A 14,437-nucleotide genomic window follows, 5' to 3' on the forward strand; every position below is an offset into this window, starting at 1 on the left:
ATGGTTATAAGAGACAGTTTATATTCTGATTTTGAAAAGTTAGACCATGTCATTTTAGACAAGTTAAATTTGGTTGGAATCGATAAAAAGGAATGGCTGGATAATATAATTTCTAAAGAAGAATATAATGATAGTATAAAAATCATTTATAGCGGAATGAGTGTTAATCCAAGTGCTGATGATAGTATTTGTGTATTCATAAAGAATAGAGAATTATATAAGCCTATAAAAGACGAGCTTATTTTTAGTCAACAAATTAAGTTAGCAAAAGAAAGATATAATTTACTTTATAAGTATAAGAAAGATTCGTTACATAATAAATTCAATCAATTAAACGATCTGTTTATTAAATATAGAATAGAATCTAGTATAGAACCCAAAAAGATACTAAATGATATTTTTTATTATAGAGATAATGATGATTACTATTTAAATAGTTTAAGAAATAATTTCGACCGAGAAAAGTTAAAAGAAAGGATTGATGGTATAGATAAACTGTATTATAGTTTTGTTTTTTTAAATGATTCGTTAAGTTTCTTTTTTTATTTTGTTGTATTTTCTTTTTGGATTTTTCTTTCTTCATTGTTTCTTGTCTTTTATTTTATCAGAAACAGAAAAAATACACTAAAAGCAATTTAATTTTTTGACGAAAAGGTTTTAAAATACTGTTTCAAATAAAGATAGTAGAATATATATGAGATTTCTTGGAAATTTTCTAGCCTCGGCTTATTTAATGAAGAAACTCAAGAAGAAACGTACTTAGCATTTTTTTATATTTCAAAAAATAAAAATGTTATCTAAAGTTTTAAATTTTATGATAATCAGTTGATTCGTTTCTTAAGTTGAGTTATACACTAAATCAGTAATAGATTTTATAGAGCAATTAGATTTTTATGCTTTTTGACTTACTATTATTAACCATTTAAAAGCCATAAAATCATTGAATTATAACTCTTTTTTAGTGAGTATAATTGTATTAAAAGAGAATCTTTTCTTATATTTGAGATATGATAGTTTACTATTAAAACAAACAGACAATTAAAACAAACGAACATAAAAACAAGTCTATGGTTTTTGAAATTATTGAAGAGGTTTCCGTTTTAATGAATGGCTTCCAAAAAGAAAGTAAAATAAGATTCAATATCGATTTTTCTTTATATAATAAAACAGATGACGAGCGCATTTATATTATTAACAAAGAGAAAATTAATACGCTACCTATTCAAGAGAATGTTTTCTTACAGCTTATCGAAGAATTAGAAAATTTAAATTACCCTATTAAAATTAAAACCGATTATAAAGGGCATTTTTTAGAAATAGAGGATCACGAAAAATGGTTAATGGAATGGAATGTTAAGGCAGATAAGTTAATTGAAAATTTTCATAGCTTTGATAAAGCTAAAGAAGTCAAAGACTATTATTATGAATTAATAAAGGATAAAGACAATTTTACAAAAAATAAGTTTAAAGAGCCATATTGGAATTTGTTTTTCTTTAATCCACCAATTGATAACGTCAATCTTCCAGATATTGGTACAGTCTTGAATTGGAACATTAGGGCTATAGGGGTTATTCCATGCGTTGGGCGTACTACTATTTTAAACCCTGGCGCAAGAGATATTATTATTTCTTTTGATTCTTATCAAAGAGTTTCACATAATATTATTGATCTACTGAAACCAAAAATTTCTAAAGAGATTAAGTGGGACGAACAAACTGTTAAACTGCATACCGAATCCCATTTTGATAATGTTGAAAAAAAGATGAAGAAGAGGTCTGCGTATTTTCAATTCTTTATTAAAGAGGAAATAAAATATACAGAATCTGTAGCTATTGTAATGAAGAATTAATCACTTCTTTTAAAAATATTTCATTTTTTTTCATTCACTTTATTTTTATACTACTTTTTTTATTATTTTCGTAATCGATTACGTAAAAAAATAATCCTGTTTTTAAGATTACCGCTATTACTTATTTGTAGAATTTAAAATTGAAACTTCCTTATTGTATTATTTAGACAAGGAAGGGGCAGTTAAAAATAAATAATCAAAGTGATTATTAAATAAATAAACAAAAACTCTTTATTATGAAAAAACAAATTAAGTTTCTAGTGTTAAGCACTATTATGGTCTTTTTTTCTTGTCAAAAAGAAGAGATTATTTCTGATGAATCCATCGTGGGTACAGATGCTCCAAAATCAAATGTAACAATTGCTTCAAAATCTACTACTGTTACCACCGAATCTGCTTTACGATCAGCTGTTTCTTCTGCTAATCCTGGTGATATTATTACGATTAGCGGAACAATTAACTTAACAAGCACTTTAGAACTGGCAAGAAGTGGAACTTCAAGTTCAAAAATTAATATTACTGGCGGAACATTAAACTGTTCTAATCAACCATCTGGTAGCTGGGGTGTTAAAGTAAATGGTAGTTATTGGAATATAACCAATATGACAATACGAAATGCGCCTGATTGTGGGATTGTTTTTCAAAATGGAGGATATAATTATGTATATAACGTAACTACTTCATATAATGGTGATTCTGGTTTACAGATTTACAATGGAGGACATGATAATTATATCAAGCAATGCTATTCAAACGATAATTATGATGCTCAAAATGGAGGTGAAAATGCAGATGGTTATGCTTGTAAGTTGTCTGCTGGAAAAAATAATGTGTTTGAAGGATGTACTGCCAATCATAATTCGGATGATGGGTGGGATTTATACGGTCAGCCCTACACCGTTACCATAAAAGGATGTACAGCAAGCAATAATGGTTTTGGTTCAAATGGCGATGGAAATGGTTTTAAATTGGGTAGTGCTGGACAATCAGTTCCACATACGGTCACAAATAATACAGCTAAAAATAATCTCGCTTGGGGATATGATGGTAATGGAAATACGGGACATATAACTATTACTGGAAGTGGTGGCTCAGGTAATGGTAAAGGACTTTTCGCTAGAATATATTAAAAAGTATGAATATTAGTTGGTAAGAAGCTGTCCAAAAAGTAATTATTTTTGTCAATCTGAACTTGTTTCAGATTCTAAATTAAACTAATAATCGATATTTTAAGATTCTGAAATCGAAGATTCAACGATGTTAAATTTAGAATGACACCTTTGTAAACTTTTTGGACAACCTCTTTTTATTTAAATATATATAATTCTAAAAGGAACAATGTTTATTGCTCTTCTTTCAATTAGTAATTTTAAATCTTCACTTAAGAAGGTCCATTCCTCTTCTGAATAATATTCATTATTCGTTTTTGTTAAATAAATATCAATAGTAGGAGTGTAACCTATATGGTCATCAAAACCAGTTTGAATACCGTTTTTAATTTCTATTTTTTCTATGGCTTCACCATAATGGTTTTTACACAATATGATTATGTCTTGACGCGTAACTACTCTTTGATTCGAAATTAGATTTTCTCTATAAGCATAAATTTTTTCCGAATTAGTTAATTCGTTTCTTCCACCTTGAGTACTAGATAATAGCATAAGGCTATCTTTGTCAAAATCGGCTCCTTTAAAAACGTTAAATTTACTAAACGGACTTATTTTATTAGCTTCTTCCCCATTAGTAGTCCAATATTTTATAAATAGAACTCCTTTTTCTCTTGTTTTTTCCGTGTTAAGAATCAAATAAGGATTGTTGAGGTTTTGCATGCCTATCTGATTCATCTTATTTTTAAAACGAGCTATAATTTGATTGATCTCTTTTAAATTATTGTCTGTAAAATCATGGCCTAAACGAGAAAAAGCGGCTGCTTCATCACGAATTAAATCGATTAAATAATTGATTTCTTCCGCTGCATTTCTTTCATCAAAACGGGCTACACCACCAAAACGTAAATAAGCATAATTTTCATCTTCAGGTTCAATATTATTTGTTATAACATCAAACTCTTTATTACTATCATTTAAAACTGAAAATAATTCTAAAAAGTAATCATCATTTAATTTTAATGGATAGATATCTAATAACTCTTTAATATTACCCTGAGTTTCATTTAGTTTTTTATTGATAACTGGAAAGCAATTATTGGAACAAAATATTTCAGATAAGATGCTAGGTCCAATTACATTTGGGAATTCAATTTTAATCCAATGGATGTCCTTTTCATTCTTTATTTTTTCTAATTCTTTTTTAGGAAATAAAGTGTCAAACTCTTCTGGAAAAACGGGAACAACATCATTAAGGTTCAGAATATCTTTTACTGTAACAAAATGTTTTTCATAAAAATCATTAGCATGCTCTTCGATTTTATGAATATGATAAATGTCGTGTTGTTTTAAATCGTATACTTTTTTATCTTTTTCATCAATATTATAACCCGATTTAATGGATAAAGGAACATTGTTTAAAAACCATTTCGATCTAGGAAGAAAATGATAAAATTTAGTCCTTTCTGAAACATTTCTTAAATAGAAATAAAACATTAAATCTTTTAAAAAACCATTTCCTTCATGTTTAAATCCTATCCAAATAGTTCCATGTGGTGTCTTTTTTAAAAAATCTTTTTCAGAAATACATTCTTTAAATTGATTTTTTACAATTTCTTGTACACCATTGGGTAATACCACATAACTTAATTTATTCCTATTAAGCTTAATAGGAAGTGTAGGTCCAAAATGAAAATTTTTAACAATATTCTCAATTGGATTGTATGGATTGGGTTGTTTTTTTTGAATAAAAAATTGATGATAATCGTGCAAAGTAGTTTCGTCTTCAACTGGATAAGCTCTTAAAATTCCTCTTGAAGGAGTTGCTTTTGCAGAAGCTGTAGGTGTTAGTATGTCTACTAAACGTTCAGTCATTCTTCTTCTACTTGAAAATATTTCATTAGATATTTTTTCTAATTCTTTTGCACATACATCAAAAAGAAGGTTCACAATAGGATCAAATACATTCTCTAATTCCACGTCATTATAGCCCCACTTTTTAGCAGCGCGCTTTAACATTCTATCTTTAATTTGATCTTTGGATAATGGATTCATCTGTTTGTTTTTATTTAAACGAAAATGGAGCTAAGTAATACGAACTCTTAAAATAATAAGGTTGGTTTGTCTTTTTGATTACTCCATAAACAATAATGTCTAATCTTTTTTTAACTCTAATATTCGTTTCATAGCTTAATGTGTTTTCATTAACACCTAAGGTTACTTCAGTCACTTTTAAACGCTTTTCATATTTATCTACTTTTTCATGAACAGACTCTCGAATCATGTCTTTCAATCTATTGGGATTAGCCAATAAATTAAAATCAGTTTCCCAAATAACGGTACCAAAGCCATCATCGTACTTGTATTCACCAAAAATGGTTGAAATGATAACTGAAATGAATTGAGCTAAGGATTCTTCAATAGTAACCTTTGCAGCGTCATTCCCATTGCTTAATTTTTTGTAGTCGAAAGGAATTTTATAATACAAGTCTTTCATTTGTTACTGTAAATTTTAATTCTTCATTTTCGTCTAAAGTTACTTTTACCGTATCTCCTTTTACAATTTCATTAGCAATAATCATACGTGAAAGGGGTCTTTTTAGTTTATTGCGAATCGTACCTTTGATAGGTCTTGCGCCATATTCTGGACTAAAACCTTGCAAAGCTATTTTTTCCTTATCTTCACTATTGATTTCTAAAGTAATGTCTAGTTTTTCTAATAATTGTAATAATTCTTTTTTTAGATGAATATCAAAAATTCTTGAAACACTTTTTACATTTATGGGTGCAAAAGGAATTATTTCAGTTAAACGTCCTAAAAATTCTGGCCTGAAATAACCTGTCATTAATTGTATTAAATCATTTGATTTTGGAATAATATCTTTTTCAAAAGATTTTACGATGTAATCTGAACCAATATTAGAAGTAAATAAGATTACTGCATTAGAAAAATCACCTTCTTTTCCTAATCTATCGTGTAGTTTACCTTCATCTAAAATTTGTAAAAAAACATCAAACACCGATTTATGTGCTTTTTCAATTTCATCAAATAAAACTAAAGAATAAGGTTTTTGTCTTATTTTGTTTACCAATAAGCCTCCTTCTTCATACCCCACATATCCTGGAGGAGCACCATATAATAAAGCGGCAGAATGTTCTTCTTTAAATTCTGACATATCTAAACGAATAATGGCATTTTCGTCTCCAAATAAAAAATCTGCTAATGATTTGGCTAATTCTGTTTTCCCTGTTCCAGTAGGTCCTAAAAAGAAGAAGGAGCCAATGGGTTGTCCCGGTTTGGTTAAACCTGAACGAGACTCCATAATAGCATCAGAAACTACTTTAACAGCATGATCTTGACCTATAACACGTTTTTTAAGTGTATTTTCAATATCTAACAATCGTTCTCTTTCATCCGATTTTACTTTTCCTGCTGGAATACCAGTAATATCTGAAACAACTACCGATAAATGTGAACCTAATACTTCATTTTCAACATCTTCTAATTTTTCTAAATCGGAAAGAATTTCGTTAAGGAAGTTGATTTTATCATCATGATCATTTAAGGTATGAAATTGGGTACTACTCGCCTCATTTTCATAAATTAATTTACCTGTTTTTTGTAGAATGTCATTTAATAACCATGTTATCTTTTCTTCTTTATCACTAATTTCTTCAATCGTGTGTAAAGCTTCTGCTTGGTTTTTTAAATCAGGTAACTCTTTTTTAATCGTCTCTTTGGCAACTTTTAAAGATGACATAGTTCTATCTATTAAATCTAAAGCAGAATCAGGTAATGATTTCTCTTTTAGATATCTTTTTGCTAAGCGAATAGCTTCTTTTTGACTTTCATCAGAAATTGAAAAGTCGTGATGCTTTTGATAGGATTCTATAATACTAGAAATCATTCTAAATGCTAATTCTTGATTTGGTTCTTTAATTTCTAAAGTTTCAAATCTTCTAGATAAAGCATCATCTTTAGCAATCGTTTTTCTAAATTTTTCAGGAGTTGTTGCACCTATAAATGTAATAACGCCTTTGGATAATTCAGATTTTATAATACTTGCTATTCCTGATCCTTGATTAGAGTCAAAGAGTTCGTGAATGTCATCGATAAATAAAATAGGTTTTTCTAAGCTTTTTAACTCGTTAAAAATCTTTTGTAAGCGATCCTCTACTTCTCCTTTATATGAAGCACCTGCAAACAAGGCACCAATATTTATCTCATAAACAGAAGCACGATCAAAAGCGTTTAAAATATTTTTAGTGGCTATTTTTTTGCAAAATCCTTCTATTAAAGCTGATTTTCCCACACCAGGTTCACCAGTAATAATCACATGAGGTTTTAACTTTCGATTTAATATTTCTGTAATTGTCTTGAGTTCTTCATCTCTTCCAATGATTGCATGTTCTTCACTTTTTGAAATGTTTTTTAATCGATCAATACAATATTTAGACACTGCATTTGAGCTTACATTAAATGTAGTAGAAGAATCAGAAAATTGTATTTCTGGACTTTTTAGTGGAGTACCAGATTGATATAATTCAATAATAGTAGAAGCGTTAATAGGTAACGATTTCAACTGATCGTGTGAAAAACCAATTCCAGGTGTTATTGCAGCTGTTAAAATAGCTGGGAAAACACTAATATTATGCTTTTGCTCAAAATTTTCAGCTTCTTCTAAAACTATAGTGGCACTTTCATCAGCTTCAGGTGAGTCTGATGGTTTTGTTGTTTTTGAATATTCACTAATTCTTATATCTGCCCATTCATCTAAATAAAAAACATCAATGCCTTTAGTGCTTAATTCTTTTAAAAAATCAAATTGTTGGTTAAGAATTGCTTTTAACACATGTGCAGCATAATATTTGGCATTTAAATTTTCTCTTGCATATTGTTTGGCTATGTGAATAATTTGCGTTGTTGTTTCTAAAGACATTTTTTTATAGTTATCAATTTTTAATTAAATCGTGAACCTATACTAAGAGCTTGTAAGTTTCTTTCTAAAGATTTATTGTCTTCTTTTAAACTTTCATTTTCTTTTTTAAGATTTTCGATTTCTTTTTCGGCATCTTTAGTTAATAGTAGTCTCTTTTTAGTATTTACAAATTCCTTTGTAGTAATAATTACATTTTGATATAGTGCAGGATTAATAGTTGAATCTTTTGGAATGCTTTCACTTAATTCTTTCAGTTCGTACCCTATAGATTGTTCTATGAATTGAAAACTCAAAGGGGCTTTATCTAGAGAATCTACTAATTTTCCTATTTCTTCCATTTTGAGAGTGAATTCTTTATTGAAATTAAATTGAGAATTCATTTTGTCATTTTCGCTCTTTAAAACTTCGTTTTCTTTTAAAGGTAATTTGTAATTAAAAAATATAGCAGTAATTAATACTCCTGTTGTTATAAAAAACATTAATAAGAATAGAAGAAATGCGTTAAGACGTTCTTTTTTATTTAAAATATCCATAGTTTCTAAATTTAGTCAGCTAAAAAGGTTGGTGAAGAATCGATGTCTTTATCATCATTGCTAAATAAGCTAGTTGATTTTCTATCGTTTTTCAAAATATTTTCATTTACAAAAATTCCAGCATCACGTTTTTTACCAATATAATCCAATTGATTTAATATGGAAAACAGCTCGTCAATTTTTGACATAAAGTTTTTAACTTGTTCAACAGCAGGTTCAATATCATAAGCTTTATATTTTACATTTATTGTATCTGTAAAAAGTCTTTCATAATCACCACTTGTAATATCTGTCCATTCTGAAAAGTAATTAAAAAGCATTTCTTTTCCATCTCCAGAAAAATAATCAAAACTATTTTTTACTGAGCGGCTCAAGCTAATTACATTATCTAAGACTTGATAGGGTCTTAAATTATAATTTATCCACTTGTTAGTTGTAATGTGTAGTTCAACAAATCGTAACGCTTTGTCACATACGTCAAAAACCATATTTGCAATGACATTTTCATCTTCGTTGTTGTTTCTAAATTTAATTTTTCGATTTATTTGAATTGCATAAAATTCTAATTGTTTAAAGAATAAATCATATGTTTCAAACAAGGTAATTAAACTGGGATGGCTATTTAACGTAAGACAAGGAGGAATGTAATTTGTGATAATTTCAGAACCTTCCCTAGAGGTTTTAAATTTAGCCAAAGGGAATTGTAATGCACCTATGTTGTTGTGATTTACTTCGCTTTCCAAAACTGTATTTAAACTGTATTTTGGAAGGGCATGTGGAAATCGAGGAGGAACTTCTTCCATATTTTGTTCACCAGAAGGTACTCTACTAAAAGGGTCAATGTTTAAAAGAAGAAAGTAATGATTTCCTTTAAGATCTAGGTCTTTTAATTCAATTTTTTCGGAATATTCTCCTGTAAAATCAGTTATTTCTATTCTGCCGCCAGCAGGTGTGATTGCTTTTAGTGTTTTTATATTAACACTTAACTCATTATGAGTGTCTATAGATATAGCGTATTGAAAAGGTCTACTTAAATGAGTTGAAAGTAAACCGTAATTCAATTCGTTTACTTCTAAATTTCTAGCATCACGAATTAAATCTTCTACATTGTCTTGGAATTCAATGAAATGTTTTTTGTTTATTTTCATTCCATCTATCCAATTAACTGGAAAGTGTTTTATGTTTTCTGCCATGATTGTTTGTTATATGCGTTGACAAATGATGGTTGCACCATCTTTGATATTGTTTGTGTCTATTGCAAGATCTGGATCTATATATTCAGAGGAACTAAACCACTTTGGTTTAGTATAAAAATACCATCCATAAGGTTGGTTTTTTTCATCTACAAAATGAATTTGACTGTTTGGATTCTTTTCGTTATAATCATTTATAAAATAATAGAATAGACGGCCAAAATCAATCGCTCTTGGTGCTTTTACTTTAAAATTAATAATTTGATTATCGGTAGCTTTTTTTTGGAATACTAAATTTAAAATGATAATATTTTTCATTTCCGAAACTTTCGGAGAAGGATATTTATCATTTAAAGGATAAAACCATCTTTTGTGTAATTTGACTGGAATAGAAATGGCATATTCAAATAATTTGTAACAAAGTGATGGTAAGAAGAAAAATAGTAAACTACTTAATAGATAGAATGAAAATTCCCCATCCAAAAACCATTTAGTTATTACAAATAGGAAGGCAGCTAAAAACAAACTGCACGAAAAAGTAATGGCAATTTCACTGAGGTAGTTTTTTGTGTCAAACTTTTTAAAAGTATCATGAAATACTTTAAGATGTGCTATTCCTACAAGAGTAAAATAAACTTGATAAGAAATTAATCTCTGATTTAATGAAGTGTCTTTTAAATTGTATAAAATAACAGAGAAAATAATAAAAATGAGTACCTGTATAAAAGTATAAATATAAAACTTTTTTCTTAGTTGCTTGAATTTAGGTATTTTACTGCCTATAAATATGTTGATTACTAAAGCAATTGCAATGAGTAATAAAAGATATATTATTTCAGAACCAAAATTGATGTAATTTAAAAATCTTTTCATTTATAATATTGTTGATATTCCGAGTCTTGATTTATATTCTTGTTCGCCCATAGAAAATGTTTGGTCTTTTTTGTTTAAAATTACCTCAAAAGAGTATTGGACATGGAAAGGTAAAAATAAATTAAAAAAATTATTTAAAAAAGATTCCATTTCTTGGTTTTGAAAATATTTGCTTAAATCTTTCGATTTTTTTAGCGGACCAATTGTAAAATTGTATTTTTTAAGAAAAATTCGTTCCGAACTTTCTAAAGTAGTAGTAATTCCCATAATTAGATCATCATTATTACCTACGTTATCGTTTACATTTTCAAGTTTTATATAGCTGGTGTCATAAGAAACCTTTTCATTAATTATTTGTTCTAAAATAGAAACCACTTCATTTAGATTTTGGGTTGTGTTATCTTTTAGTTGCAATAAGGCATAAAACATTTTTACTATTAACTTATCGGGAATATCTTCCTTAAAAACTAAAATTGTTTTTATAATATCTACAACCCCATTTGCATTCAAATTAGAAAAAAAAGTATCTTCACTTGCTTCTATTAAATGTCTAAATCGAAACAATTCATTTTCAATTGGATTAAAAAAGTTTCTAGCTTCTTTCTCTTCCTTTTTTCTTGTTTTAAATTCTTCTACAGGATCAGAATATGAAGTCGAATTCCTATAGTTGTGAGAGATGCTTTCGGGCAAAACATCATAAAAACCATCCCTACTAATTTCTATGTTTAGGAGATCGGTGTCAATCAAATCTCTATTAATAGACATCCTATCTTTACTGAATTTTCTATAGAATATTCCATTAGGTTTGATAACGATATTTAAGTCGTCAACCTTGTTTTTTAATAGGGAATCCAACAGTAATTCGGCTTTCAAATCAAATGATGTAAGCTGTCTTTGTTTTTGCAAAAAGATATCTTTTTTACTCATTTGTTTTTTCATTTTTTAATCTTCCAGACACAACATAGAATTTTTTCCAATACTCACTTTTTAAATCTGAAATAGAAGCTCCGCCAGATAAATTAGCATTGAAAAATTTATTGTTTTTTAAATAGATACCTACGTGGCTTATAATTCTTTCTTCAGTTATCCTAAAAAAAACCAAATCTCCTTCTTTTAAATTTTTAGTTAATTTGAAAAGATGAAAACGTTTATCTAACCCCATTTCTTCTGCTGTTCTAGGAAGCTCACAATTATATACTTCTTTGAATAAACGTTGCATTAATGCAGAACAATCAATGCCTTGCTTGGTTTCTCCTCCATAAACATATTTAGTACCTTCCCACTCTTTTATGAATTTATAAAGTTTACCGTTTATAATTTCATCTTGACTTACTTCAAGTTTTTTTGAAAAGTACTTTTTGTCTTCTTCAGAAAGAGGATCATAGGTTACATAATTGGCTTTTTCTTCGTAAGTATTTTCATTATAATAAGTAGTCGTGCTTTTTTTTGATCCACAATTAATAAATAATAATGAAAGAAAAAGTAAAGCTATATTCTTCATTGTTTGTTTGTTATTTGTTTGTCCTTGAAACTAACTACAATAGTATGGGTTTTTATTAAAAAAAACAAGTGTTTTGTGTATAAAAATGGTTGTTAAAAATTATTTTTTTTAAAATGTAATTCATTATCCTTACATCATAAAATCAGTGTAATATTGTGTTTTTTTATAAAAGAAAATTCCTATTTTTGATGAAATTTACATTTAGTCTTTAAATACTACTTCATTTAAAAGTAACTTTAATAATATGTTTGTTTTAAATTTTTTTAAAAAATATTTTGATGCAAAAGTATCCCTGACTTTTTTGTTGGTTACTTTAATTGCTGGTTTTATTATTTTATACAAATTAAATAATGAAGTAGTTTGCAATTCTAAAGAATTTAAAATTGATGCACCTTCTCTAACTGTTGGAGAATTTATTATTTTTTCTGATGACACTAAAGATGCGCATTCTTGGAGATGGTATTTTGGAGATGATTCTCAAATTGCCTTTCGTTCAAAAGTAGCCCATTCTTTTGATAAAGAGGGTAGCTATTTAGTAAAATTGGTTATTAATAATGAATGTACTATTCAACAAGTGGTAACTATTGCCCCAAGAAAGTCTTCAGTAGACGAATCTCTTATACCTAAAATTATTGTTCCTACCTATATTGTGGAAGGTGAAGCTGTTGTGTTTGAAGATTTTACCAAATCAGCTGAATCATGGGAGTGGAGATTTGGTGAAAATTTAGATAATAAAGTAGATTCTTTTGATAAAATATGTACTTATACTTTTACAAGCCCAGGCAGAAAAATGATTTCTTTAGTCGTAAATAATGACTATACCAATGTAGGAACGAAGATAGTATTTGTAATGCCTAAAAAAGAAGAGAAAGTCACTAAAGCTGAAAAGAAAAGAAATGTAGTGCCTTTAAATCCTTTTTTAAATGTGCCTGATGCACCTCCAGAAGAACAAAATGTAGTAAAAGTTGAAAAAGGACCTGAAATAGGAGGGTCAGATGCTAATAGAATTGAAGATGTTTTCAGTTTAGTGACAGATGGGAAAATTTCATATGATGATTTTATAAAATATTTTTGTAAGTATAATTTGCCTACTGTAGTATTTAAAGATCAAAAAGTAGCTACAATAAAAGAGTTTTATTACCAAGTTAAAAAAGAAAAAATAAAAATTAAAAATATCTCTATTCAAAAAGGAAAAGATGATTGTATCGAGATTATTTTAATTGATAAAAAGCATAAGTCTGTATTTTAATTGTTTTACGAAAAGGTTATCGTTAATATTAAAATGGTATTAATTGTTCATGGCCTAATAATTAATTTATTTTTTTTCTATTTTTGCGTTTCAATAATAATTACAATAGATAAAATACCTTATTTGAGGATATTTTTAATTTAATAAAAATAAAATGAAGACAATTCAATTTAGAGAAGCTATTTGTGAAGCTATGAGTGAAGAAATGCGTCACGATGAATCTATTTATTTAATAGGTGAAGAAGTAGCGGAATATAATGGTGCATATAAAGCTTCAAAAGGAATGCTAGACGAGTTTGGACCAAAAAGAGTAATTGATGCTCCAATTGCTGAGTTAGGTTTCGCTGGAATAGCAGTGGGCTCAGCAATGAACGGGAATCGACCAATTGTAGAATTTATGACATTTAACTTTTCATTAGTTGGTATTGATCAAATCATCAATAATGCTGCTAAAATGAGACAAATGTCTGGAGGTCAATTTAATATTCCTATTGTTTTTAGAGGGCCAACAGCTTCTGCAGGTCAATTAGCTGCAACACATTCACAAGCTTTTGAAAATTGGTATGCTAATTGCCCCGGACTAAAAGTAGTTGTTCCTTCTAATGTTTATGATGCAAAAGGATTATTAAAGTCTGCTATTAGAGATAATGACCCAGTTATTTTTATGGAGTCTGAACAAATGTATGGTGATAAAGGGGAAGTGCCTGAAGGTGAATATACTTTGCCATTAGGTGTAGCTGATATCAAACGAGAAGGTAAAGATGTAACCATAGTATCTTTTGGTAAAATTTTGAAAGAAGCTTTTATCGCTGCGGATGCTTTAGAAAAAGAAGGAATTTCATGTGAAATTATCGATTTAAGAACAGTTCGCCCTTTAGATTATGATACCATTTTAAACTCAGTTAAAAAAACAAACCGATTAGTAATTTTAGAAGAAGCTTGGCCATTTGGTAGTGTGGCTTCAGAAATTACTTATATGGTTCAAGAAAAAGCATTTGATTATTTAGATGCGCCAATTCAAAGAATTACCACTGCAGATACTCCAGCTCCTTATTCACCAGCTTTATTAAAAGAATGGTTACCAAATGCAGAGGATCTAATCAAAGCGGTGAAAAAAGTTGCTTACAAGTAAATAAAAACTTATTATATTTGAAACTTCATCAAGAAATTGATGAAGTTTTCTTTTTGAATT

Annotated in this window: 12 protein-coding genes and 1 pseudogene; 5 read left to right on the forward strand and 8 right to left on the reverse strand. The window is 28.3% G+C overall.

Going from position 1 to position 14,437, the window contains the following annotated elements:
- The 3 genes and pseudogenes from HALO113_RS14690 to HALO113_RS14700 form a co-directional block, all read left to right on the forward strand.
- A pseudogene (locus HALO113_RS14690) lies at positions 1-639 on the forward strand (hypothetical protein); the annotation flags it as partial.
- Positions 640-1,067: 428 nt separating this feature from the next.
- Positions 1,068-1,850 carry a hypothetical protein gene (locus HALO113_RS14695; RefSeq protein WP_159779849.1) on the forward strand — a complete coding sequence of 261 codons (783 nt, stop codon included), beginning with the start codon at positions 1,068-1,070 and terminating at the stop codon, positions 1,848-1,850.
- Positions 1,851-2,086: 236 nt separating this feature from the next.
- Positions 2,087-2,980: a right-handed parallel beta-helix repeat-containing protein gene (locus HALO113_RS14700; RefSeq protein WP_159779850.1), complete on the forward strand. Its 894-nt coding sequence runs from the start codon at positions 2,087-2,089 to the stop codon at positions 2,978-2,980.
- A 180-nt stretch (positions 2,981-3,160) separates the two neighbouring features.
- Here HALO113_RS14700 and HALO113_RS14705 read toward each other — a convergent pair whose 3' ends face one another.
- Genes HALO113_RS14705 through HALO113_RS14740 form a run of 8 tightly spaced genes read right to left on the reverse strand, consistent with a single transcriptional unit; the run spans position 3,161 to position 11,996 of the window.
- Positions 3,161-5,011 (reverse strand): type VI secretion system baseplate subunit TssF, encoded by a 1,851-nt coding sequence (locus tag HALO113_RS14705; RefSeq protein WP_159779851.1) that lies wholly within the window; start codon positions 5,009-5,011, stop codon positions 3,161-3,163.
- Between the two features lie 10 nt (positions 5,012-5,021).
- The gene (locus HALO113_RS14710) at positions 5,022-5,453 is read right to left on the reverse strand and encodes a GPW/gp25 family protein (RefSeq protein ID WP_159779852.1); all 432 of its coding nucleotides are present in this window, start codon (positions 5,451-5,453) and stop codon (positions 5,022-5,024) included.
- On the reverse strand, positions 5,434-7,896 hold the full coding sequence (locus HALO113_RS14715; protein ID WP_159779853.1) for an AAA family ATPase: 2,463 nt from the start codon (positions 7,894-7,896) through the stop codon (positions 5,434-5,436). The genes HALO113_RS14710 and HALO113_RS14715 overlap by 20 nt, the downstream gene beginning before the upstream one ends.
- Positions 7,897-7,916: 20 nt before the next feature.
- Positions 7,917-8,429 (reverse strand): type VI secretion system TssO, encoded by a 513-nt coding sequence (tssO, locus tag HALO113_RS14720; RefSeq protein ID WP_159779854.1) that lies wholly within the window; start codon positions 8,427-8,429, stop codon positions 7,917-7,919.
- A gap of 11 nt (positions 8,430-8,440) precedes the next feature.
- A complete protein-coding gene (locus HALO113_RS14725; protein ID WP_159779855.1) occupies positions 8,441-9,622 on the reverse strand; it encodes a hypothetical protein in 1,182 nt (393 codons plus the stop codon).
- A gap of 9 nt (positions 9,623-9,631) precedes the next feature.
- Entirely contained in the window at positions 9,632-10,495 is an 864-nt protein-coding gene (locus HALO113_RS14730; RefSeq protein ID WP_159779856.1) for a TssN family type VI secretion system protein, read from the reverse strand.
- Positions 10,496-11,434, reverse strand: coding sequence for a hypothetical protein (locus tag HALO113_RS14735; protein WP_159779857.1), 939 nt, complete (start codon positions 11,432-11,434; stop codon positions 10,496-10,498).
- Complete coding sequence (locus tag HALO113_RS14740; protein ID WP_159779858.1) at positions 11,415-11,996, reverse strand: C40 family peptidase; 582 nt, start codon at positions 11,994-11,996, stop codon at positions 11,415-11,417. Before HALO113_RS14740 ends, HALO113_RS14735 begins: the two co-directional genes overlap by 20 nt.
- Before the next feature lie 244 nt (positions 11,997-12,240).
- Here HALO113_RS14740 and HALO113_RS14745 point away from each other — a divergent pair, with 244 nt between their 5' ends.
- On the forward strand, positions 12,241-13,245 hold the full coding sequence (locus HALO113_RS14745; protein WP_159779859.1) for a PKD domain-containing protein: 1,005 nt from the start codon (positions 12,241-12,243) through the stop codon (positions 13,243-13,245).
- 154 nt (positions 13,246-13,399) lie between these two features.
- On the forward strand, positions 13,400-14,377 hold the full coding sequence (locus HALO113_RS14750) for a pyruvate dehydrogenase complex E1 component subunit beta (RefSeq protein WP_159779860.1): 978 nt from the start codon (positions 13,400-13,402) through the stop codon (positions 14,375-14,377).
- The last annotated feature ends 60 nt before the right edge of the window (positions 14,378-14,437 follow it).

Origin of the sequence: Flavobacterium sp. 9AF (assembly GCF_902506265.1) — a bacterium.
Classification (GTDB): Bacteria; Bacteroidota; Bacteroidia; order Flavobacteriales; family Flavobacteriaceae; genus Flavobacterium.

Bases quoted from the DNA above. Each gene is read 5' to 3' on its own strand.
- HALO113_RS14705 (WP_159779851.1), bottom strand. From the start codon at position 5,011: ATGAATCCATTATCCAAAGATCAAATTAAAGATAGAATGTTAAAGCGC.
- HALO113_RS14715 (WP_159779853.1), bottom strand. From the start codon at position 7,896: ATGTCTTTAGAAACAACAACGCAAATTATTCACATAGCCAAACAATAT.
- HALO113_RS14750 (WP_159779860.1), top strand. From the start codon at position 13,400: ATGAAGACAATTCAATTTAGAGAAGCTATTTGTGAAGCTATGAGTGAA.
- HALO113_RS14700 (WP_159779850.1), top strand. From the start codon at position 2,087: ATGAAAAAACAAATTAAGTTTCTAGTGTTAAGCACTATTATGGTCTTT.
- HALO113_RS14725 (WP_159779855.1), bottom strand. From the start codon at position 9,622: ATGGCAGAAAACATAAAACACTTTCCAGTTAATTGGATAGATGGAATG.
- tssO (WP_159779854.1), bottom strand. From the start codon at position 8,429: ATGGATATTTTAAATAAAAAAGAACGTCTTAACGCATTTCTTCTATTC.
- HALO113_RS14730 (WP_159779856.1), bottom strand. From the start codon at position 10,495: ATGAAAAGATTTTTAAATTACATCAATTTTGGTTCTGAAATAATATAT.
- HALO113_RS14740 (WP_159779858.1), bottom strand. From the start codon at position 11,996: ATGAAGAATATAGCTTTACTTTTTCTTTCATTATTATTTATTAATTGT.
- HALO113_RS14710 (WP_159779852.1), bottom strand. From the start codon at position 5,453: ATGAAAGACTTGTATTATAAAATTCCTTTCGACTACAAAAAATTAAGC.
- HALO113_RS14745 (WP_159779859.1), top strand. From the start codon at position 12,241: ATGTTTGTTTTAAATTTTTTTAAAAAATATTTTGATGCAAAAGTATCC.
- HALO113_RS14695 (WP_159779849.1), top strand. From the start codon at position 1,068: ATGGTTTTTGAAATTATTGAAGAGGTTTCCGTTTTAATGAATGGCTTC.
- HALO113_RS14735 (WP_159779857.1), bottom strand. From the start codon at position 11,434: ATGAAAAAACAAATGAGTAAAAAAGATATCTTTTTGCAAAAACAAAGA.